The following is a 23,194-nucleotide window of genomic DNA, read 5'->3' on the forward strand; positions in this document are numbered from 1 at the left end:
GCAAAGATATGAATAAAGTTGCAGTGCTTGGAGCAGGAAGCTGGGGCACTTCTCTTGCCCTAGTGTTATGTGGTAACCATCATGATGTCAGGCTCTGGACACACAACCCAGAGCAAAAAGAAGTCATGGAACAAACACGAATGAACGAAAAGTATCTTCCTAATATTAAACTTCCAGACAATTTGGCAATTTTCGATGATTTACAGCAAGCGGTGGATCAAGTCGAAGCTATTGTCTTGGTTGTGCCAACAAAGGCCATTCGTGAAACCTGTCAAAAATTAAACCAAGTATTAACGAAAAAAGTCGTCATCATCCATGGCAGTAAAGGGATTGAACCAAATTCTCATTATCGTATTTCCGAAATGATTAAAGAAGAATTAAGTAATGAGTTGTTTGATGAGGTAGTTGCTTTATCTGGACCGAGTCATGCCGAGGAGGTAAGTGTGCAGCATCCTACGACCGTAACTGCTGCTTCAAGTAATCAAGAATTGGCGAGATTTACCCAAGATTTATTTATGAGCAATTATTTTCGAGTTTATACAAGTACAGATATCATCGGAGTAGAATTAGGAGGGGCATTAAAGAATATTATTGCCCTGGGAGCAGGGATTTCGGATGGTCTTGGTTATGGGGATAATGCCAAGGCGGCTCTCATTACTAGAGGTTTGGCGGAGATCACCCGTTTGGCGACTTTCAAAGGTGCCAATCCGCTTACTTTTATTGGTCTATCTGGGATGGGCGACTTAATTGTAACGTGTACCAGTCAGCATAGCCGTAACTGGCGGGCAGGTCACTTGCTTGGTCAGGGTAAACCGGTAGATGAAGTGCTGGAGCAAATGGGTATGATTGTGGAAGGTATACGCACTACAGAAGCCGTTGCGCAATTGGCAGAAAAAGAAAAGGTCGAAATGCCTATTACGAAAGGTATTTATGAAGTAGTCTACCAAAATCGCCCGCCAAAAGAAGTAGTTGACGATTTAATGGCGAGAAGTCGTACAAATGAAATCGATGATGTGATGAACCGTCATTTGGGTTAACTGTTTTTCTCCTCCATGCATAGTATAGAGAAGACTATGCAGGATTGGAGGGGTTCATTTGAGTGATTTTAAACAATCGATGTTTGATCAGATTCAAAAAAAATCGAATATCCAGCCAGATCAAATTATGAAAGTAGCACAGTCCGTTCAAAGTGCTGATTTTTCTGATGAAAAAACAGTCCGACAGTTAGTTCGACAGCTCGCAAAAGTGGCTGGCAAAAATGTCTCGAAGCAAAAGGAAGATAAGATTGTCAAGGCGATTACAAATAATAATATGCCAAGCGATGTCCAATCGTTAAGTAAACTGTTTAAAAATTAAACGCAATAGGCACTTGAGGATGCAAGGTATTATTGCTTCGCATAGAATGCATCGCATAAGTATTTTCTTGAAGGGCGAACTGGGTGTTATTTAGTCAAGGCCGAAGTAGCTGCTGCCCCTAACTACTTCGGTTTTTTTGTGTGAAAATATAAAATGCCATGGAACGATTTTGAGCTTGAATGATGGAGTGCGAATAAGGCGAATGATGTGAAGTAGTTTTTTCTATGTAGTGAGTCTTGATCGTTTGATTGTGTTGGACGATCGCTATGGGAATATGCTACGCTTTGACAGTCCATAAGAATCGATCTCGTGGACTGAGGAGAGCAAATAGCGCTGCTGGGTCCATAAGAATCGATCTCGCGGACTGAAGAGAGCAACTCGTGCTCCTAGGTCCGTAAGAACAAGATGATTTCGCGAACTACTTAGAAAAACACATTCAATATTGGTATAGCAAGCCAAATTTTTGCTGCTCGATTTGGTAAGGCATAGTATCCGTTCCTGAATGTTCTATGTTATAATAATGGACAACTGTGTACATATAAGAATAAAGGAAAGGATGAATCAAAATTGGGAGATCCATTAATGAAAATGTGGATATCATTCGGTGGGATGGGTGCCTTGATTGTATCCATGCTGCTGATTTTGTTAAGCAGATATAAGCTAAAAGGTATTATAAAATTTATTGTTGCCTTGATTGCCTACATATGTTTGATAGTTGGTGGCTTGATAATTGCGTTAGTAGTCTTAAGTGGACCTTCCGCATGATAGAGAAGGAGTGAAGTAGCAATGTTACAAAAAATGATATGGGGGATGTGTCTTTTATTTTTGGCTGGGTGTATGTATCCTTCAGAGAACTTAAATGAGAACCAACTGTCTAATGATGCGCAGTTGCAAGTGGTTCAGCAAGCAATCGATCAATATCAAACGCAGAATAATGGATTACTTCCCATTGTCACCAAAGAGGAAGAAACACCACTATATCAAAAATATCTAATAGATTTTAATTTATTGAAGCAGCAAGGGCTGATCGAAACACTTCCAGGAACTGCTTTTGAAAATGGCGGAAGTTATCAGTACGTGTTGGTGGATGTGGAGGAAAACCCAACGGTCAAGGTGCTTGACTTACGTATAACAAGCGAGATGAGGGAACTGGAACAACGCCTAAGAATATACCGAGATGAACATATTTACCCCCCATTTGGTGAACAAGTAGCAGATAACATTTATAAACTAAATATAGACGAGCTGAATCTAGAAGGAGAGCCACAAGTAACCAGTCCATACTCAGATAATAAGTTACCTGTTTATATTACTACAGAAGGAAATTTACTGATAGATTATCGCATCGAATTATATGAGGCATTACAAGCCAACGATCATGATTATACAAATGGGGATGACATCCGTCCCATTCTAATCGAAAATCATCCAGTTGTACCAGCTTACAGCATTCCATTTACCATTGAAGATGGAGAACCGATATTTGCTCCTGAATTAGAAGAAGGATGGTAATCTGAAAAAGCAAGTGCAAGTATGCTTGTGATATCCTGACAAGAAGATATGTAGTTGTATTTAAGAGAAGAATGCCATTAGTGGAAGAGCCACTTGGCATTCTTCTCTATTTTTAACCGGGAAATGAAGGGTTTACGGACACTCACATGGAGATAAACGAAATTTTGCTATTTTTATAGTCATAATAGAGCTTAGGCTTACATAAGTTGTCTATAGCTAAAGCTTCTCCATTTGGCAATAAAGATTAGCATAAATTAGTAGGACAACATCATATACTTAGATTGTCAAGGATATGATGAGGTCGAATTGATCGGGAGGGGATCATTTGGAAAGGGTAGATATCTTCAAGGATATTTCAAAAAGAACCAACGGCGATATTTATTTAGGAATCGTAGGTGCAGTTCGGACAGGAAAGTCAACTTTTATTAAGAAATTTATGGAGAAAATGGTTTTACCTAATATGGCAGATGAAAGCGATCGTCTACGAGCTCAGGACGAACTGCCGCAAAGTGCAGCTGGCAAAACCATTATGACCACAGAACCCAAATTTGTACCCAATCAGGCGGTGGCACTTCAAGTAGAAGAAGGGTTAGAGGTTAATGTAAGGCTCGTTGATTGTGTAGGCTACACAGTTAACGGTGCACAAGGTTTCGAGGATGAGAATGGTCCTAGAATGATTCACACCCCTTGGTATGAAGAGCCAATTCCGTTTCATGATGCGGCCGAAATTGGGACGCGTAAGGTGATTCAGGAACATTCCACAATGGGAATTGTCGTAACCACCGACGGAACAATAGGTGAAATACCTCGCTCCGAATATGTGGAGGCAGAGGAACGGATCGTTACGGAGTTAAAAGAAGTTGGAAAACCTTTTATCATGGTTATTAATTCGGTACAACCTTTCAATCAGGAAACAGAGTTACTGAGGCAAGAATTAGTAGAAAAACATGATATACCGGTCCTGTCAATGAGTGTGGAGAGCATGACAGAACACGATATTAACAATGTATTGCGGGAAGTATTATATGAGTTTCCAGTGCTGGAGGTAAATGTTAATATGCCTAGTTGGGTACTGGTTCTGGACGAGTCGCATTGGCTACGACAAAATTATCAGACAGCAATTGAGGACACGATTAAGGATATCAAAAGACTCAGAGATGTCGACCAAGTCATCGGTCACTTCGACCAATATGAATATATCCAGCAAGCTTCTTTGGTTGGAATTGAGATGGGAGAAGGAATAGCAGATATTGACCTCCATGCACCAAATGAATTGTACGACCAGGTGTTAAAAGAAATTGTAGGAGAAGAAATTAGAGGAAAAGATCATTTGTTAGAACTTATGCAAGAGTTTACCAATGCCAAACGTCAATATGACCAAGTGTCGGATGCTTTGAATATGGTGAGACAAACTGGTTATGGTGTGGCTGCCCCAGCTTTAACGGATATGGCGTTAGAAGAGCCCGAAATCATTCGTCAAGGTTCCCGATTTGGTGTACGTCTAAAGGCTGTTGCACCATCGATCCATATGATCAAGGTTGATGTAGAATCAGAATTTGCCCCGATTATCGGGACAGAGAAACAGAGTGAAGAACTTGTTCGTTATTTGATGCAAGATTTTGAAGAAGACCCACTATCTATATGGCAGTCTGATATCTTTGGCAGGTCATTAAGCTCCATTGTCAGAGAGGGTATCCAAGCGAAAATATCACTTATGCCGGAAAATGCTCGCTTTAAGCTGAAAGAGACATTGGAGCGGATTATTAATGAGGGATCTGGTGGTCTTATTGCTATTATTTTGTAAAAAAGCTTAGGACGCCAACAACTCAAAGTTTATTAAAACGACGGAGGAGGAAAAATACTCATCCGTCGTTTTTTTATGCGCAAAAAGAACATGTCCTCTCCGCTGCAACGTCACTTTAACTTAAATTAATCGAGGTACCAATACAAGGTGGAAGAGATTATGTAAAGTAGTTTTGTAATCTGTTTGTATCCTATGTTTCAAATATAAGAAGGCAACAGAATAAAAAGTTACTTAACATCATCCGTCTTATCGGATCCGATGAACTCATGATCAAAATCGTTTCAGATCCTATATTAGCAAGGGTTTTATAATTTCTGGTTATCTGATAAAAAAGTATATTTAAAACAGTAGTATCTGAGTTTGACTATCAGATACAGGTTTATTCAAGTAATTACCAAAAGCATCTATTTGGATCAATTTACTGCTATTTTTAGCAACAACTTCACATTACCGCAATCGATAAGAAATATGGCTCTTTTAAAAATGAGATAATAAAAATGAGAAAAACGATGATGAAAAGGAGATTGAAATATATGAATAATAAATCGAATGAAAGCTGTTGCTCCATTAACACAAAAACAAATGGGATCGTAAACACAAAGGAAACATCTAGCCGTAAAATTGTTTCAAAAGATGAATGGCATGCATCCCATCAAGCTTTTCTGGAAGAAGAAAAAGCATTTACTAGGATTCGAGATAAACTGAACGCCAAGAGGCGCCGTCTGCCAATGGTTGAAGTAACAAAGAATTATATCTTTCAAGGGAATAACAAAGAAATAAGGCTATACGATTTATTTGCAGGTCATAAGCAGCTCATTGTGTACCACTTTATGTTTGATCCAAATTGGGAAGAAGGCTGTGATGGCTGTTCGATGATGGTTGATAATATGGGGCATCCTGCTCATTTAGAGGCGCGTAATACAAAATTAGTCCTAATATCAAGGGCGCCAATGGAAAAAATAATACCTTTCAAGGAACGTATGGGCTGGAAGATTCCATGGTACTCTTCTTATGCAACTGATTTTAATCAGGACTTCGGTGCAACAACAGAAACTGGTGAAACACATGGGTACAGTGTTTTTCTATTGGAAAATAATCAAATATATCATACCTATTCCACTTGGGCACGAGGCGTAGAATATTTGGGGAGCAATTGGAGTTATCTGGATATCACTCCGTTTGGCAGACAAGAACTGTGGGAGGATTCACCACCAGGGGTTGTTCAAAGCCAAACATATGAATGGTGGAATTATCATGATCGTTACGAAGAGTAAATACGAGGGAATAAACTTAAAAAAATTCTTGGAAGACGCAGTGTTTTTATCAAGTGATAGTTTTTAATATTCGTTTCCATTTATCTATTTAAAAATAGGATAACCTGTTTTCTGATGTTTTTTAACTCCCTGTTAGAAACGGGGGGTAATTTATTTTGCTCATTCCATACTTTCGACTTAGAATCTGTTTATTATAGAGGTTGTTCAAAAAGCCCAATAAAAATGAGGCAGCGAATTTCTGCGTTGGCGATATAGGAACTTCTACTAAGACCACCCACGTCCTGTAGGCAACGCTGAAGTCAACACATCCTGCGTGAGTCCGTTCCTCACGTATGAAAAGCATACGTTCCGGTACTCAAAACTGCACCGCCTTGAACTTCTTGATCCTTTTCATCAGGCTTTTTGAACGTGCGCTTATATAAAGAAACACATGTGTAATAACAAATAGGTATATCTAAGAGAAAGATGGCAATAATGATGCCAGACCTAATCTATAGATCAACGACATCATTGTTACAAAAAGAAAAAATTTTCTTTAAAAATAGCAAAAGGAAATCGGTAGACAAGAAATTTTTGGAGAATAGGATGATAACAATGTTTGTAAACACTTGCATAGCGCGAATACATGTGTTAATATTCAAATTAGCTTATAGCGAGATGAGAGAAATATCGATTTTTAAACGGATATTTGTTGAATTATCTTTCATTCTCAGTTATTATAAGCCTTGTCATCATTCATATGGTGACAATTAGCTATAGAAATGCTTTCTTCATCGAGGAGTTTATAGCTTTATTGGGAGGAGGTGAATATCATGAACAAGACAGATCTAATCAATGCAGTAGCTGAAAAAAGCGAACTTTCCAAAAAAGACGCTACAAAAGCTGTAGATGCGGTTTTTGAATCTATCATGGATTCACTTAAAGATGGTGACAAAGTTCAACTAATTGGTTTTGGTAACTTTGAAGTACGTGAGCGTGCTGCCCGTAAGGGTCGTAACCCACAAACAGGCGATGAAATTGAAATCCCTGCAAGCAAAGTGCCTGCATTTAAACCAGGTAAAGCCCTTAAAGATACCGTAAAATAATTTATGGTATTACATACGGGCGAAAAAAAGGGTGCTTCTGGCACCCTTTTTTATTTTTTGAAAGTTATAGTCAAAGGAATCTCCGGCCACGCAGAAAACTACCATAGCTAGGCACCAGTTCGTAAGCATTTCATACGTAATTAATCCCCCATATTTATCCCTCCAGTATTCTGCAAACTTATGTTATACTATGTTATTATAGAAAAGGATCTTGAGGAATTGCGGTGAGCTTGATGACAGATAAGAAAACAATAGATTTTTACACGAATTTAATAGCAACGTCCGTAGACCAGCCGTATCTCCGCGAGCGACTTGCGGAACCAGCGCTTGACAAACATAAGATAATGGTATTGCACGAGTTAACTCGAGACAGGGATAATCATGTCGATTTAGTCCATGCTACCATGCTTGTACAGATTGCTTTGGACACACACGATAATATTACACACGATTTTGATGAAAGCAATCAAAAAGAACAGCAGTTAACGGTATTGGCTGGTGATTATTATTCCGGTATTTATTATCACCTTCTCTCGAAACAAAGTAATCTTGCCTTTATTCGCCTGCTTGCGGATGCGATTAGTGAAATGACGCAGCGGAAGTTAACAACCTACTACAGGGAACATGAGGATGTTGTCTCTTTTTTAACAGAATATCAATCGATTGAAACAAAGTTAATGGATAAAGTGGCGAGTTTTGTCGATCAATCAGCATGTATGTCATACCTAACAGATTGGATTTTACTAAAAAGAATGGAATATGAAATACAGCAGCTGAAAGATGGATTACCAACGTTCTTACAGCGATTAATGTTGCGTCAAATCCGCACAGTAAAATCACTGGAGCAGTTAAAGCAACAGTTATTACAAGCACATACAAACTTATGGAAACTTGTCGAACAGAAGGTGCATGATAATGAATATCCCGTTGTGCCAAAGCTAGGGACAGACAACTTTAGCTTTGAAAACTTCGATCAAAAACAAATGGGTGTGTGGTGACCGTCAAGGCTAGATGCGACAAATCATTCCGAAATAACTATGGAAACAACGTATAAAAAAAGAGGATTGCATAACATGACAAAACAATCAAAAGAAGAAAAGGTACATCAAGTATTTGAAAAGATTTATCATAATTATGACTCCATGAATACGATTATCTCGTTGAGCCGTCATAAGAAGTGGCGCAAGGATGTGATGAAGCGTATAAGCGTCAGGAAGGGATCAAAAGCTTTGGACCTATGCTGTGGAACGGGAGACTGGTCTTTTGCCTTAGCGGACGCTATTGGAGGCGATGGAGAGGTAATAGGATTGGATTTCAGTGAAAATATGTTATCCGTCGCAGAACAAAGGCTAACAGAGACGGATAAGCGCAATCTGACGTTTATGCACGGAAATGCAATGAAATTACCATTTGAGGACAACTCCTTTGATTATGTGACGATTGGCTTTGGATTGCGAAACTTGCCAGACTATCGCCGAGCATTACAAGAAATGCAGCGAGTAGTGAAACCAGGAGGACAAGCGGTTTGTTTAGAAACATCTCAGCCTAAAAATGGCCTATTTAGACGGGGGTATTATTTTTATTTTGAACATATTATGCCGTTTTTCGGTCGCATTTTTGCCAAAAGCTACAAAGAATATGTATGGCTGCATGAATCGGCCAAAGATTTTCCTGGCAGGGAAGAATTAAAACGCCTATTTGAAGAGGCAGGTTTTGTGAATGTGCGTTTTAAAGGCTACACGGGTGGCACAGTCGCCATGCACGTCGGGGAAAAACAAGTTGAGAATGGAAAGTAGGGCAGTCAATGAAGCTAGCGAAAACATACGCTTTTATAAAAAAAGATCTAACTCTCATTGAAGAGGCATTAGAAAAAATGGTATATGCAGAACAGCCACTCTTGCACGACGCCTCTACACAATTACTGAAGGCCGGTGGGAAAAGATTGCGCCCTGTTTTTTTAATACTTGCTTCCAAGTTTGGTAATTCCCCGTTTGAACAGGTCAAAAAGGCGGCTTGTTCACTAGAATTAATACATATGGCTTCGCTTGTTCACGATGATGTGATAGATGATTCCAACATCAGGAGGGGAAAACCTACCGTGAAAGCGAAATGGGATAATCAGATTGCCATGCTGACGGGAGATTTTATTTTTTCTACTGCTTTACAACAATTTACAGAAATCGATCAGCCCAGAGCACATCAAGTCTTATCCAAAACGATGATGGAGCTGACGGTTGGTGAAATTGAGCAGATTAAGGATAAATATAATCTTAGGCAAAACTTGCGTACCTATTTGCGGCGCATTAAACGAAAAACGGCACTGTTGATTTCCTCTAGTTGTCGGATTGGTGCTATTGTGGCAGGTACGAACGAAAAAACAGAACAAGCCTTATATAATTATGGCTATTATATGGGGATGTCCTATCAGATCACGGATGATATACTGGATTTTACAGCTTCCGAGAAACAGTTAGGTAAGCCAGCCGGCAGTGATTTATTCCAAGGAAATATTACGTTACCAGTACTGTATGCCATGGAAGATGATCACATGTTACAAGAATTACAATCGGCTTTTCGAGATAGCAAGCAGTTGGAGATTGCACAGTTGAAGCCAATCACATCCAGCATAGCAAATTCTGACGCAATCACCAGGGCACAAGCATTAAGTCATACATATTTACAAAAGGCCTATGATTCTTTGGCTGATTTACCCAATAATCAGGCGAAGGAAGCATTGGCTAATATTGCGCATTATATAGGTAATCGAAAAATCTAACGAGGTGATAAACATGGAAAAAACATTTGTGATGATGAAACCAGACGCCGTACAACGAGGTTTGATCGGGGAAGCAGTCTCTCGATTTGAACAAAAAGGATACACATTAGCAGCTGCGAAATTGATGACTATTTCTGAAGAATTGGCAAAACAGCATTATGCAGAACATGAGGGGAAATCATTCTTCCATGATTTAATCAGTTTTATTACCTCTGGGCCTGTATTTGCGATGGTGTGGGAAGGCGAGAATATCATCGCAACAGCTAGACAAATGATGGGGAAAACAAATCCTCAAGAAGCGCATCCAGGTACCATTAGAGGGGATTTTGGTGTTGTGACACACCGCAATATCATTCATGGTTCGGACTCGCCGGAAAGTGCAGAAAGAGAAATTAATCTCTTTTTCACCAACGAAGAAGTCCAGCATTATACGAAAAGCACCGACGCTTGGTTGTCCTAAATAAAGAGCGGGGAGAAAAAACGATGTCGGATTATCAGCAATTCATCCATAAGATTTATAAGAAAACGGGCCTTGATTTATCACTCTATAAAGAGGCGCAAATGAAAAGACGTTTAACATCCTTATGCCAAAAACGAGGCTTCGATTCATTTCTCTCTTACTTTCACGCGATTAATAAGGATCAACAACTATTACAGGAATTCTTAGATAAGGTAACAATTAATGTTTCTGAATTTTATCGAAACCCTTCTCGTTGGAAGGTTCTGGAAAGAAATGTGCTGCCAGTCTTTAAACAAAAGCGGAATAAAATCAAAATCTGGAGTGCGGCATGTTCTACCGGTGAAGAGCCTTATACATTAGCCATTATAGCTAGTCAGATTTGGGGATCGCACAATATTGAAATCATCGCAACAGATATTGATCCTAATGTCTTAGCGCGTGCTAAGCAAGGTATATACAAGGAACGAGCCTTGCAAGAAGTGTCTGATCCTATCAAAAAGAAGTATTTCCATCAGGAAGGTCCAACCTTCAAAGTAGATGAGAAGATAAAAAGGACTGTTACCTTTAAACAGCATAATTTATTGGCGGATAAGTACCCAATGAATGTGGATATTATTGTTTGTCGTAATGTACTGATTTATTTTACCGAAGAGGCCAAGCAAACGATTTATAACCGTTTTAGTCAAGCTTTGGCAAAGGATGGCGTCTTTTTTGTTGGTAGCACGGAGCAAATTTTTTCTCCAGAACAATATGGCTTTCGTGTATTAGATACCTTTTTTTATGAAAAACAAGCCTGACTCGTATATGGTTAGTAAATGTTCATACGATTAGTCAATCAACAGGTACGTGCTTAGCTCTACAAACCTGTCTTCGTGAGCAATAAGATCACAATTAAACATAATCTTTCAGGGGGGATAACCATGCGTTACTTAACAGCAGGTGAATCACATGGAAAACAACAAACAACAATTATTGAAGGCATACCTGCGAAAATGCCATTGACACCAGATAATATTAATGAGTCATTACTTCGTCGTCAAAAAGGACATGGTCGAGGTAAACGAATGCAGATTGAGAAGGATTTAGTAGACATAGTAGGTGGTGTGCGTCATGGTTATACATTGGGCTCGCCAATTGCCCTTGTCGTACCTAATGACGACTTTAAGCACTGGATTGATGTAATGGGAGAAGATCCAGTAGACGAGGATCAGAAGATTCGACGCGTGGTGACGCGACCACGTCCAGGACATGCCGACTTGAACGGGGCGATTAAATACGGCCACCGGGATATGCGAAATATCTTAGAGCGTTCGTCAGCAAGGGAAACAACAGCCCGTGTTGCTGCAGGTGCTGTTGCCAAAACATTACTTAAACAATTGGATATTGAGATTGTTGGCTATGTGAAAGAAATCGCAGGCATTCAAGCGGCAGAGAAAGATTTACCGATCGCAGACAAAATTCGTATCTCAGAAGAGTCTCCTGTACGCTGTCTTGATGATACTGTTGGTCAGCAAATGATGGATGCCATTGATCAAGCCAAAAAGGACGGAGATTCTATCGGAGGGGTTTGTGAAGTAACCGTCGAAGGTCTTCCGGCTGGGCTTGGTTCTTATGTTCACTATGACCGTAAATTAGATGGGCGCATTGCTGGTGCGGTGCAGAGTATTAATGCCTTTAAAGGAGTAGAATTTGGCTTAGGTTTTGAAGCTGCACGAAAGAATGGCAGTGAAGTCCACGATGAGATTCTCTGGTCAGAAGAGCGTGGATATTATCGAAGAACGAATCGTTTAGGCGGTTTTGAGGGGGGAATGACCTCAGGTATGCCAATTGTTGTCAAAGGGGTAATGAAACCTATTCCGACACTATATAAACCTCTTCAAAGTGTGGACATTGAATCTAAAGAGCCCTTTAATGCCAGTATTGAGCGCTCCGATTCCTGTGCAGTACCGGCAGCTGCCGTAGTGATGGAACATGTGGTGGCCATTGAAGTGGCTAAAGCTGTGCTTGAACAGTTCCCGCATGATCAATTCCCTAAATTAAAAGAGGCAATTGACCAGTACCGAGAAGAAGTCAGGTGTTTTTAATGCACAAGCAGACCATTCAAACAAGTACGAATCAATATGATGTCTATGTGGGTCCGGGTGTACTCTCTCGAATGACAGAATATTTGCCAGATCATTATCATAGCATTTTAGTGATCACGGATTCCGTAGTATATCCTTTATACGGTAAAGCCCTTGTCACAGAACTTACTAAATCAGCAGAAGTTTTTGTAAGTGTGGTTCCTTCAGGAGAAGCATCCAAAAGTATCGAACAATATTATCAGTTATTGACGGACGCTATTGAACACCAATTGGATCGCAAGTCATTAATCGTTGCTTTAGGCGGTGGAATGATTGGTGATCTCGCTGGATTTGCAGCGGCTACTTATATGCGAGGTATTGACTTTATTCAAGTGCCGACAACAATCCTGGCCCATGATAGCAGTGTTGGTGGAAAAGTAGCCATCAATCACCCCGAAGGAAAGAATTTGATTGGGAATTTTTATCCTCCGCAAGCGGTGTTGTATGATACAGACACGTTAACCAGTTTACCAGCTAGTGAAGTACGCTCTGGTTATGCAGAAGTGATTAAGCATGGTTTTATTGGTGATGCCTCGTTATTAGACGATGTCCTGCATACAGATTTAACCCAGCCAATAGAAGAAGAGCGATTGGCTGATCATTTGCAGAAAGGGATTGCCATCAAAGCCGATATAGTCGAGGCAGACGAGAAAGAAGCTAATGTGCGAAAACATCTGAATTTTGGCCACACTTTGGGTCATGCCATTGAATCCGAACTAGGCTATGGGGCGATTACGCACGGAGAAGCGGTTGCTATCGGTATGCAATTTGCCTTGTTGTTAAGTGAAGCACAATCAGATATCGATCTGTCAAGTCATGCTTTTGCTAAATGGATGGCGGATAACCACTATCCAATACATGTCGGTCCTTTATCACCAGAGCGATTACTGCAACGGATGAAAAAAGATAAAAAATCAGAAAATGCAACGGTACAAATGGTCTTATTGCAAGAAATTGGCCATCCTTATGTAAAAAATATCGCAGATGAACAGCTATTGGGGCTATTGGAAAAATTCATAAGAGAGTTGGATGGATGATGATACGAGGAATTAGAGGAGCGACAACGGTACAGCACAACGAAGCAGAAGAGATTATTCAAGAAACAAAGAAATTGCTTGAGAAGATGTCAGAAGTCAATAAGGTAGAGCCTGAAGCCATTGCCTCTGTCCTTATTTCCGTGACGTCAGATTTAAATGCCGCATTCCCTGCCAAGGCGCTACGCTTAATCGACGGATGGAAGTTTGTTCCGGTTATGTGTATGCCTGAAATAAATGTGCCAGGAAGCTTAGCAGCATGTATTCGTGTCATGATGACAGTCAATACATCACAGGATCAACAAGAAGTAGAGCATATTTATTTACATGAGGCTGTTAAATTAAGACCGGATTTACAAGGCAAATAAAGATTAAGAGATAAGGAAGGAGTGTCTACGATGCAAGCCAAGAAAGTCTTTCAATCGATGGCACCATATACACCAGGAAAACAAATAGAAGAAGTGAAGCAAGCGTATGGACTCAACCATATTGTCAAACTAGCTTCCAATGAAAATCCTTTTGGCTACTCGGAAAAGGTGAAACAGTTGATACCAAATCTGCTCGATCATCTCGAGAAATACCCTGATGGAAATGCTACAGGTTTGCGAAAAAAATTAGCCAATTATTTAGAGGTTGAGGAAGAACAGATTATATTTGGCTGTGGATCGGATGAAGTGATCGACTTTATTTGCCGTACGTATTTAGAAAAAGGCACTAATACGATCATGGCGACACCAACCTTCCCTCAATATCGCCATAATGCGATTATTCAAGGTGCAGAAGTGATCGAAGTACCTTTAATAGACGGTTATCACGATTTAAAAACGATGTTAAACCAGATTAATAGTCAAACAAGAGTGGTTTGGCTATGTTCTCCTAATAATCCAACGGGCTCCTTGATTAGCCGTGACAATCTTGTGCACTTTTTAGACAACTGTCCGGAAGAAGTGATGGTTGTATTGGATGAAGCTTATTATGAATATATTGAGGCCTCCAAAAATCCACAGAGTATTCAACTGCTGGATCGGTATAAGAACCTGGTCGTACTACACACTTTCTCTAAGGCTTATGGGTTAGCCAATCTACGGGTAGGTTATGGAGTAGCATCTAAGAAAGTAGCCACGTTGTTGAATATAGCGCGAGGACCATTTAATACTACCTCACTTTCTCAGGCAGCAGCGGTGGAGGCGTTAGACGATGAGGCATTTTTATCGTACACCTATGAAAAGAATCTTGTTAATAAGCAAGCCTTTATGGAGGCGTGTGAAGAGCTTGGTTTGAGCTATTATGACTCCGAAGCTAATTTCTTGTTTGTGAAATTACCGACGAGTGGTGATGCATTGACGGAGTATTTACTAGAGAATGGTTTTATTGTCCGGTCTGGTGAGGCGTTAGGTCATCCAAATGGGGTACGGATAACGATTGGAACGGAAGAACAAATGAAAGAACTTGCCCAGCATATCAAACAGTTCTTGGCCCTGCATACGGCCTAACTAGCCCCCTGGGTTACTCTAAACGTCAGCTTAACTTTTGCATATCCTTTTTTGAGATAATCCAATCATCCTCTATAAAGACTTGATCAGAGCGGGTTATTTTATAACAGGGTATGCAGCTTTGCTTATGTATGTAAGAGTTCAAGCGATTATGCGAGGCATTCTTTACTAAAGATATAGAAGGAGAATCATCGTGAAACAAACGGTTTTAATAGCGGGTCTCGGATTAATTGGCGGCTCACTTGCTTTGAATATAAAGGAAACAGCAGATATCAAATTGATTGGCTATGATTCCAATCAGACCACGTTACAGTATGCGTTGCTGCATCAAATGATTGAGGAAAGCTATCAGGATTTTGGCGAGGCAGTGAAGACAGCAGATATCTGTATTCTGGCCGCCCCAGTGTCCGTCACCGTCGAGTTAATTAAAGAATTAAATGAAATGGAGTTGGACCATCATTTGATCGTATCAGACGTCGGATCGGTAAAAGGCCCTGTTATGGAAGCAGCTGGTCAGCTTACCACCAACCAAGTAGCCTTTATTGGTGGTCATCCAATGGCAGGTTCACACAAAAAGGGTGTACAAGCTGCCAAAAAATATCTGTTTGAGAATGCCATTTATGTATTATCGCCGACAGAAAGCAGTACACCAGACGATATCCAAAAATTAAAGGCATTATTGGCGCCAACAAAAGCCAAATTCATTGTACTGGAGCCTGAAGAGCATGATGAAATGACCAGCGTAATTTCTCATTTTCCACATTTAATCGCTTCTTCCTTGGTGCATCAAGCGAGAAATTGGCAAAAAACACATCCATATATCCCAAAACTTGCAGCCGGTGGTTTTCGTGATATTACGAGAATTGCTTCAAGCAATCCATTGATGTGGCGAGAGATCTTTTTTCAAAACCGTACCAAAATGAGTCGTCTGCTTTCTGACTGGATCGAGGAAATGGAAGGGTTGAAACAGCTGATTGATACGGGAGAAAAATCACAAATACAGGCATACTTGGAAGATGCGAAGGAGTATCGGGATGGGCTTGATAAGAAGCAGCGTGGCGCCATTTTGTCTTATTATGATATTTATGTCGGTATCCTGGACCAGCCAGGTGCTTTACTGCAGGTAATCGAACTATTAGCAGACCATGATATCAGCATTAATAATATTGAAATCCTTGAGATTAGAGAAGGAATTACCGGGATGTTACGTATTAGTTTTCAAAATAAGAATGATCAAGAGTTAAGCTATGCCATTCTCAAAAAGCATAACTATGACACAGTGATCGAAGAATAGGAGAGGTGGACCTTGTCACAAAAGCTATTATCATATGAGCAAAAGAGATTAGCAGGTTCTATAGCTGTTCCAGGAGATAAATCGATTTCGCACCGAGCGATTATGTTTGGATCACTTGCCGAAGGTACGACAACTGTTACAAACTTTCTGGCAGGTGAAGATTGCTTATCCACGATTGCTGCATTCCAAGGGATGGGAGTATCCATTGAGCGTGAGAATAATACCGTGAGGATCCAGTCACAAGGCGTTTCCGGCTTGAAAGAGCCATCTCAACCGATTAATCTTGGGAATTCTGGAACAACAGCAAGGCTTTTATTAGGGGTTCTTGCTGGACTTCCTTTTCACTTTACCTTATATGGTGATGAATCTTTATCTAAAAGACCGATGGACCGAATTGCGAATCCATTGCGTGAGATGGGAGCCATTATCGATGGGCGAGAGAATGGCAGGCTGCTGCCGATGTCGGTGCGTGGTCAGCAATTGCATCCCATTCATTTTCATCCACCTGTCAAAAGCGCCCAGATTAAATCTGGAGTTTTGTTAGCAGGTTTGTTGACAAATGGGGTAACAACCGTTGAAGAAGAAACGAAAACTCGTGACCATACGGAAAACATGCTGCAGGCATTTGGAGCGGATGTGAGGGTTGACGGTACCAAGGTTTCGATTGAGGGAAATAAATCACTGCACGCTTGTGATATCGAAGTGCCAGGAGATATTTCCTCTGCCGCTTTTTTCTTAGTCGCCGCAGCTATCGTACCTAATAGCAGTCTAACGGTAGAAAATGTAGGGTTGAATCCGACTCGTACGGGAATTGTGGATGTATTAAACATGATGGGGGTTTCCATTGAAATGACCAAAACAAAAGTTATTGGTGGAGAACCGATCGGCGATATCCACGTCCAATCTTCTTCCTTGAATCATGCGGTTATTGAAGGAGACATTATTCCGAGTATTATAGATGAAATCCCGATTATCGCCTTACTTGCCACACAGGCGCAAGGGGAGACGATTATTAAGGATGCAGCCGAGTTGCGTTTTAAAGAGACTGATCGAATCGCAGCGGTTGTAAGTACCTTAACTCAGTTAGGAGCAAACATAACGGCAACAGAGGATGGCATGATCATCCAAGGAAAAACACCACTTCACGGCGGGGTTACCAAATCGTTTGGTGACCACCGTATCGGTATGATGATCGCCATCGCTTCTCTCTTAACGGAAGAGCCGATTGCATTACATGATGATAAATGTATCGCTATTTCTTATCCAACTTTTTTTGAAGACTTAGAGAAACTATTGGCGGAATAAAACGAATAAACACCATGTTGGAACTGCTATTCAACATGGTGCTTTTCGTGTTGCCCATAACAACACCTTTGAATATAGTACCAATAAAGTGAATGATGTAAAGTAGCGGATTCATTCTATATAGTAAAATGGATTGTGTGTCTGCACTAATAAGTGCTGTGGAAATAATCGGATAAGACAGTTTATAATCCTTGATATAATAGGACTTGGAATGATTTGACCTGGGACGAATCGGTAGTCAGCATTTTCTTATGATATAAGTGGAATGAAATAATTTCTCATTGATATCGGATAGATGCTCTTGATCCATTTAGGCGGTATGATGGATCAAACGAAGTATTATCAGGAAATCATGCGAGCAAAGACTTGCCAGTCACACGTTTTAGTTACATTTATACGTTCAACTTATATAGTAATAAAGGAACAGGCGAGTTTTGTCCGGTTTTAAAATAACAAAAGAATATCAAGTCCTTCGAGTTGCTCGTTTGTCACGAATTCGATAAAATTACATTATAGTATGAGACGTAAAGGAAAGGTGGAAGCCATTGGATATCATTGAACAGTCAGTAGAGATGATTCAGCGGGGCGAGGTGGAGCAAGCACTAACGCTACTTATGGATACTGCAAAAACGGCGGATGTAAATACGCAATTAGAAATTACGCAAATTTTTGTCGACCTAGGAAATCATGACCTAGCAGAAGAGGTACTGCAAGAAATTTTAGCCATTGAGCCGGAAAATGGCGAGGCAAAGATTATGTTAGCAGATATTATGACCGATAACGAACAAGATGAGCAAGCTATAACCCTCTTAAATGAAATCACAGAAGATAACCCTAATTATTTGCAGGCATTAGTCCAGTTAGCCGATCTCTATCAGGTGCAAGGACTGTTTGAAGTAGCAGAACAAAAATTGCTAGCGGCAAAAAACATGGCACCCGATGAGCCGATTATCGATTTTGCCTTAGGAGAATTACTCTTCTCAGCAGGAGAATATCACAAGTCTATTGTCTATTATGAAAATGTGCGTAAGCTGACACAAGAGTTTGCTAATGTAAACATTGATAGCCGTTTAGCAGAGGCTTACGCGTTAAACGGTGAATTTGAGACATCTTTAGCCTACTATCAAACGTTAGATACAGAAGATCCTGATATACTGTTTCGTTATGGTTTTATGGCCTATAAATCAGAACGGTATGAAATTGCGATTAAAACATGGGAAAACTTATTGAAAGGTGAAGTAGAATATCCATCTGTTTATTTGTATCTCGCCAGGGCATATGAACAGGAAGGTCTGATGGATGAAGCCTATCAAACGGCGATCACAGGCGTAGAAATGGATCCACTCAATAAGGAAATGCGTCTTACAGCAGGACAAATCTGCTTAAAGGCCGGAGAATATCATGAAGCTATCACACAGGTGAAACGTGCTATATCGATTGACAATGAATATCAAGAGGCATTGCTTTTCTTGATAGAAGTCTTTAAAACGCAAGAGGATTATCAAGAAATTATTACATTATTAACCATAGAAATGGAAGTCGAAGAACTGGATGGCATTTTCGCATGGGAACTTGCACAAGCTTATAATGAGGAAGAAGCGTTTAAAGAGGCATTAAATGCCTATCAAAGTGCATATAATAAATTAAATAAAGATACGGATTTCTTAAAGGATTATGGTTATTTCCTAGTGGAAGAAGGCAATATTCATCAAGCTATTCAAGTTTTTGAAGAGTATTTACAGTTGGAACCTTCGGACTTCGATATTGCCCAAAATCTAGAACGATTAAAAGAACAACATGGCGATACTCTCTTATAAAAGGGAAACTTCATTACAGTGCCGCACTGAATGTTAGTTGAACCAATCGGGTCGTTACTGGCTTTTAAGTCTCCACACAAACAGGAGTATTGCCTCTTTCTGGAAGTGGGGGTCTTACAAACAGTTACATAGCGATAAAAATGGAGGGGAATAATAAATTGGAAACTTCGGTGCAAACAGAAGATAAAAAGGATTTTATTGAATGGTTTCTGCGTCATTATCAGTTGAAAAAGCGGGAAAGTGTTTGGATACTCAATTACTTATTGAACCATGAGGAGTTATTACAACAGGTTCACTTTGTATTAGAAGCACGTTTTTGTCCAAGAGCCATGATTATTTCTACACATTGTTCCAATGAGATTGCCTTTCGTTTTTACAAAAAACATATTGTAACCACCGATGCCGATAAATCATTCCATGATATTCGCTTACATGCAACAGAACCGATGTATATTCAACTGAATTTTAAAAATGTCAAACGTTGTATTCCTTATATGAAAGTACTGGAAGATAATCCTTTTATCCCTGATGATTATTTTCTTACTGGGAGCGACAAAAAGGTGATGGAGAAGTGGCTGGATTATTCTATCTATGAATATCAAAGGGTTAAATTACTTCAGCAAATAAACGATGCCTTGGACGAGAGAGACCAGCAATTATTTCTATACTATACAGATCAGTTGAATAAATTAGGTATGTCATACCAAAAGGATTAAGAATAGTTACGGGCTTAAAAATGTAATGCTGAAGGGTTTTGTTTTATGTTCCGATTAATACCTTATCAAAAGCGATTAATACAAAACAAATAGTTACGAGTGGGGAGTAACTTGTCCCCACTTCAACTCTTTTTAATCTCTTCTATATATGTTGACCTTATAAAGGTAACAAAAACGTTTGGCAACAGTCCACTTGCCGCAAAATCTCTTTTACAAGGTTTATACATCATAGGTATTGAAAAGACAAGTTAACACAGCCATTCGTTGCGTCATTTATTTCTAATGATCTGAACAAACTCATTAGCTGCAACAAGATTGGGGGGACAATAGATGCAATGGAACAGGAAGGATATACACCTTTTTTTTCAATCAAAACCATATATTGATACGCTGTTAATCCCTTTAGATCCCATTCAATTGCTGACGGAATCAGAGTCAGCTAAATTAGCGGATCAAACGAAAACGTTACAAATTATTTCCGATGAATTAGAACGCCAATTTATGGGAAGAATACTGTTAACTCCGAGTTATACTTATATCTATAATACAGACTATCAGCAAGAAATCGAGCGTTTAAATGATTGGACAAGCATGTTGTCCAACGAACATTTTCAACATATATTTTTTCTTACACACGACGTTAATTGGAAAAAACATGAACGTTTGTTAAATGGAAATTTAATATGGATTACGAGTACATCCATAGAAGATTTCCAATCGGATTACACGAAGAAATGGGTAGGGGAACAAGTAAGTCAAATCAGTGAATTAATCGGGAGTTATTGGAATGTTTAATGACCTGTTCAGATGACCAAGTGCTGAAGACATTTTCCTACATAAAAAATTGATAAAAAGATAGATTTTATTGACCATAGCGTCAGTTTGCGCTATCATAGTAATGTCCTAGTAATATATAAGAGATGATAATGAAAATCCGTAAAGTCGGAATATGTTGTAGAGGGGGGTAAATAATGTCTGAGAAAAAGCAACAAGTTTCCCGTCGCCAATTTTTAAATTATACGTTAACTGGTGTAGGGGGATTTATGGCAGCAGGAATGCTAGCACCAATGGTAAGATTTGCTATTGATCCAGTATTAGAAGCTTCGGGAGGCACCGATATGCAAGCAGTAGTCGATGTTTCAGAGATTACCGAGGAGCCGCAACGTTTCGACTGGACGTTTGAACAAGTGGATGCATGGTATACATCAGATACCACCAAGAGTGCTTGGGTCTATATGGACGGCAATGATGAGATTGTTGCTTTATCACCAACGTGTAAACACTTGGGGTGTGCGGTCAGTTGGAATGGTAGTGAAGATTTTCCTGAAGAATTTTATTGTCCATGCCATGGCGGTCGTTATTACAAGAACGGTCTAAACGTTCCCGATACGCCACCTGATGCTGCTTTAGACTTATTTGAAATGGAAGTAAGAGAAGGAACTTTGTATCTTGGGGACGTAACAGAGAATCCAGTACAAACTCAAGATGAGGATCCAGTGTAGAAAGGAGGAGCTTAATAGATGCTACAGAAGATTTATGATTGGATAGATGAGCGAGTAGACATAACTCCTTTATGGCGAGATATTGCAGATCATGAAGTGCCAGAACATGTTAATCCAGCCCATCACTTTTCAGCGTTTGTTTATTGTTTTGGCGGTTTAACGTTTTTTGTCACCGTTATTCAAATCCTGTCTGGTATGTTTTTGACGATGTATTATGTTCCGGATATTGAAAATGCTTGGCGTTCTGTGTATTATTTGCAAACAGAAGTGGCGCATGGTCAAATCGTTAGAGGAATGCACCATTGGGGAGCTAGTGTAGTAATCGTCATGTTATTTTTACATACTTTACGTGTTTTCTTTCAAGGTGCCTACAAAAAACCACGTGAGCTTAACTGGATGGTTGGGGTATTAATTTTCTTTGTTATGCTTGCTTTAGGTTTAACCGGTTACTTGTTACCGTGGGATAACAAGGCTTATTTCGCAACAGTCGTAACGCTTGAGATTGCGGAAGGGGTCCCATTTATTGGGGAAATGGCGAAGACGTTGCTAAATGGAGATCCAAGTATTATAGGTGCACAAACATTGGCAAGATTTTTTGCCATCCATGTATTTTTCTTACCGGCAGCTTTGTTTGTGTTAATGGGTATCCACTTTATAATGATTAGAAAACAAGGTATTTCAGGTCCACTATAGAATAAGCAGATAAAGGAGGGATAGCTTTGAAACGAGGTAAAGGGATGAAGTTTGTCGGTGATTCCCGGGTCACAGCCGATAAAAAGAAGTTTATTCCAAAAGATTATTCAGAATATCCTGGCAGGACGGAAGCTTTTTGGCCGAACTTTCTATTAACCGAGTGGTTAGCAGGAGCTGTATTTCTGGTTGGCTTTTTATGTTTGGTAGTTGCGCATCCGGCTCCACTTGAGAAAGTGGCAGATCCAACAGATACGGCTTATCTGCCGTTGCCGGACTGGTATTTCCTATTTTTATATCAATTACTAAAATATAAATTTGCCAGTGCGTCGTTCTTTGTACTTGGCGCTATTGTTATGCCTGGTTTAGCTTTCGGTGCGTTGTTTTTGGCTCCTTTCCTTGATAAAGGGAAAGAACGTCGTCCGCATAAGCGCCCGATCACCACAGGTTTAATGATATTTGCTTTCATCGCTGTATTTTGGTTAACATATGAAGCAGCTGCCCATGTTAATTGGGAAGAAAAAGCAGAGAATAATCAACCGGTATGGCCAGACGATCAGCCATCTGTTGAAATTGATGAATCGGATCCTGGTTTTGAGGTATATCAAGCCAACAGTTGTGTAAACTGCCATGGTGACGATTTGGCTGGTACTGGTTCAGCTCCAGCATTAATTGGTTCAGAGCATACGGTTGATGAAGTAAAAGACATTGCTGTGAATGGTATCGGAACAATGCCAGCTGATCAATTTGACGGTTCAGAGGAAGAATTGCAGCAGCTAGCTGAATTCATCGTCTCTGTTAATGAACAAGCAGCAGAAGAAGAATAATCCTGTACCCTCGCTCAAACCAAAATGAGCGAGGGTTTTTAACGATAGCTAAATATTTGGCTGTTTCTTTTAAATAACCAGCCATCTTATTACCAAGTTTTCTATACGATTATCTAAGTCTGAATA

Annotated in this window: 24 protein-coding genes; all 24 read left to right on the forward strand. The window is 39.9% G+C overall.

Features of this window, described 5'->3' with window-relative positions; genetic code table 11:
* Positions 1-8: 8 nt before the first annotated feature.
* The 24 genes from E0E32_RS12430 to E0E32_RS12545 all read left to right on the forward strand — a co-directional run bounded on the left by E0E32_RS12430 (position 9) and on the right by E0E32_RS12545 (position 23,068).
* Positions 9-1,037 (forward strand): NAD(P)H-dependent glycerol-3-phosphate dehydrogenase, encoded by a 1,029-nt coding sequence (locus E0E32_RS12430; RefSeq protein ID WP_066193184.1) that lies wholly within the window; start codon positions 9-11, stop codon positions 1,035-1,037.
* 58 nt (positions 1,038-1,095) lie between these two features.
* Positions 1,096-1,356, forward strand: a complete 261-nt coding sequence (locus E0E32_RS12435; protein WP_066193187.1) for a stage VI sporulation protein F — start codon at positions 1,096-1,098, stop codon at positions 1,354-1,356.
* 582 nt (positions 1,357-1,938) lie between these two features.
* Positions 1,939-2,121, forward strand: coding sequence for a DUF2768 domain-containing protein (locus E0E32_RS12440; RefSeq protein ID WP_066196478.1), 183 nt, complete (start codon positions 1,939-1,941; stop codon positions 2,119-2,121).
* 21 nt (positions 2,122-2,142) lie between these two features.
* Entirely contained in the window at positions 2,143-2,868 is a 726-nt protein-coding gene (locus E0E32_RS12445; protein ID WP_066193189.1) for a YphF family lipoprotein, read from the forward strand.
* Positions 2,869-3,193: 325 nt separating this feature from the next.
* Positions 3,194-4,672, forward strand: coding sequence for a stage IV sporulation protein A (gene spoIVA / locus E0E32_RS12450; RefSeq protein ID WP_130859868.1), 1,479 nt, complete (start codon positions 3,194-3,196; stop codon positions 4,670-4,672).
* A 533-nt stretch (positions 4,673-5,205) separates the two neighbouring features.
* On the forward strand, positions 5,206-5,946 hold the full coding sequence (locus tag E0E32_RS12455) for a DUF899 domain-containing protein (RefSeq protein WP_078060119.1): 741 nt from the start codon (positions 5,206-5,208) through the stop codon (positions 5,944-5,946).
* 812 nt (positions 5,947-6,758) lie between these two features.
* Positions 6,759-7,031, forward strand: coding sequence for an HU family DNA-binding protein (locus E0E32_RS12460; protein WP_066193194.1), 273 nt, complete (start codon positions 6,759-6,761; stop codon positions 7,029-7,031).
* Positions 7,032-7,264: 233 nt separating this feature from the next.
* On the forward strand, positions 7,265-8,029 hold the full coding sequence (locus E0E32_RS12465) for a heptaprenyl diphosphate synthase component 1 (RefSeq protein WP_130859869.1): 765 nt from the start codon (positions 7,265-7,267) through the stop codon (positions 8,027-8,029).
* 75 nt (positions 8,030-8,104) lie between these two features.
* The gene (locus E0E32_RS12470; RefSeq protein WP_066193199.1) at positions 8,105-8,827 is read left to right on the forward strand and encodes a demethylmenaquinone methyltransferase; all 723 of its coding nucleotides are present in this window, start codon (positions 8,105-8,107) and stop codon (positions 8,825-8,827) included.
* 8 nt (positions 8,828-8,835) lie between these two features.
* Complete coding sequence (gene hepT / locus E0E32_RS12475) at positions 8,836-9,807, forward strand: heptaprenyl diphosphate synthase component II (RefSeq protein WP_066193203.1); 972 nt, start codon at positions 8,836-8,838, stop codon at positions 9,805-9,807.
* 13 nt (positions 9,808-9,820) lie between these two features.
* The gene (gene ndk, locus E0E32_RS12480; protein WP_066193206.1) at positions 9,821-10,267 is read left to right on the forward strand and encodes a nucleoside-diphosphate kinase; all 447 of its coding nucleotides are present in this window, start codon (positions 9,821-9,823) and stop codon (positions 10,265-10,267) included.
* 23 nt (positions 10,268-10,290) lie between these two features.
* Positions 10,291-11,064 (forward strand): CheR family methyltransferase, encoded by a 774-nt coding sequence (locus E0E32_RS12485; protein WP_066193208.1) that lies wholly within the window; start codon positions 10,291-10,293, stop codon positions 11,062-11,064.
* A 123-nt stretch (positions 11,065-11,187) separates the two neighbouring features.
* Positions 11,188-12,351 (forward strand): chorismate synthase, encoded by a 1,164-nt coding sequence (gene aroC / locus E0E32_RS12490; protein ID WP_066193212.1) that lies wholly within the window; start codon positions 11,188-11,190, stop codon positions 12,349-12,351.
* A complete protein-coding gene (gene aroB, locus E0E32_RS12495) occupies positions 12,351-13,427 on the forward strand; it encodes a 3-dehydroquinate synthase (protein WP_130859870.1) in 1,077 nt (358 codons plus the stop codon). The genes aroC and aroB overlap by 1 nt, the downstream gene beginning before the upstream one ends.
* Positions 13,427-13,792 carry a chorismate mutase gene (aroH, locus tag E0E32_RS12500; protein WP_066196484.1) on the forward strand — a complete coding sequence of 122 codons (366 nt, stop codon included), beginning with the start codon at positions 13,427-13,429 and terminating at the stop codon, positions 13,790-13,792. The genes aroB and aroH overlap by 1 nt, the downstream gene beginning before the upstream one ends.
* Positions 13,793-13,822: 30 nt before the next feature.
* On the forward strand, positions 13,823-14,917 hold the full coding sequence (gene hisC / locus E0E32_RS12505; RefSeq protein WP_130859871.1) for a histidinol-phosphate transaminase: 1,095 nt from the start codon (positions 13,823-13,825) through the stop codon (positions 14,915-14,917).
* Between the two features lie 193 nt (positions 14,918-15,110).
* Positions 15,111-16,211: a prephenate dehydrogenase gene (locus tag E0E32_RS12510; RefSeq protein ID WP_187374481.1), complete on the forward strand. Its 1,101-nt coding sequence runs from the start codon at positions 15,111-15,113 to the stop codon at positions 16,209-16,211.
* Positions 16,212-16,223: 12 nt separating this feature from the next.
* Positions 16,224-17,516, forward strand: coding sequence for a 3-phosphoshikimate 1-carboxyvinyltransferase (gene aroA / locus E0E32_RS12515; RefSeq protein WP_130859872.1), 1,293 nt, complete (start codon positions 16,224-16,226; stop codon positions 17,514-17,516).
* A 545-nt stretch (positions 17,517-18,061) separates the two neighbouring features.
* Positions 18,062-19,333 carry a tetratricopeptide repeat protein gene (locus E0E32_RS12520; protein ID WP_066193222.1) on the forward strand — a complete coding sequence of 424 codons (1,272 nt, stop codon included), beginning with the start codon at positions 18,062-18,064 and terminating at the stop codon, positions 19,331-19,333.
* A 158-nt stretch (positions 19,334-19,491) separates the two neighbouring features.
* Positions 19,492-20,049 carry a ReoY family proteolytic degradation factor gene (locus E0E32_RS12525; protein ID WP_066193223.1) on the forward strand — a complete coding sequence of 186 codons (558 nt, stop codon included), beginning with the start codon at positions 19,492-19,494 and terminating at the stop codon, positions 20,047-20,049.
* 330 nt (positions 20,050-20,379) lie between these two features.
* On the forward strand, positions 20,380-20,844 hold the full coding sequence (locus tag E0E32_RS12530; protein ID WP_066193225.1) for a DUF2487 family protein: 465 nt from the start codon (positions 20,380-20,382) through the stop codon (positions 20,842-20,844).
* 176 nt (positions 20,845-21,020) lie between these two features.
* Positions 21,021-21,551: a QcrA and Rieske domain-containing protein gene (locus E0E32_RS12535; protein ID WP_066193227.1), complete on the forward strand. Its 531-nt coding sequence runs from the start codon at positions 21,021-21,023 to the stop codon at positions 21,549-21,551.
* A gap of 18 nt (positions 21,552-21,569) precedes the next feature.
* Complete coding sequence (gene qcrB, locus E0E32_RS12540; protein WP_066193229.1) at positions 21,570-22,244, forward strand: menaquinol-cytochrome c reductase cytochrome b subunit; 675 nt, start codon at positions 21,570-21,572, stop codon at positions 22,242-22,244.
* A 26-nt stretch (positions 22,245-22,270) separates the two neighbouring features.
* Complete coding sequence (locus E0E32_RS12545) at positions 22,271-23,068, forward strand: menaquinol-cytochrome c reductase cytochrome b/c subunit (RefSeq protein ID WP_066193231.1); 798 nt, start codon at positions 22,271-22,273, stop codon at positions 23,066-23,068.
* The last annotated feature ends 126 nt before the right edge of the window (positions 23,069-23,194 follow it).

This window comes from Gracilibacillus phocaeensis (genome assembly GCF_900626275.1).
Lineage (GTDB): Bacteria > Bacillota > Bacilli > Bacillales > Amphibacillaceae > Gracilibacillus > Gracilibacillus timonensis.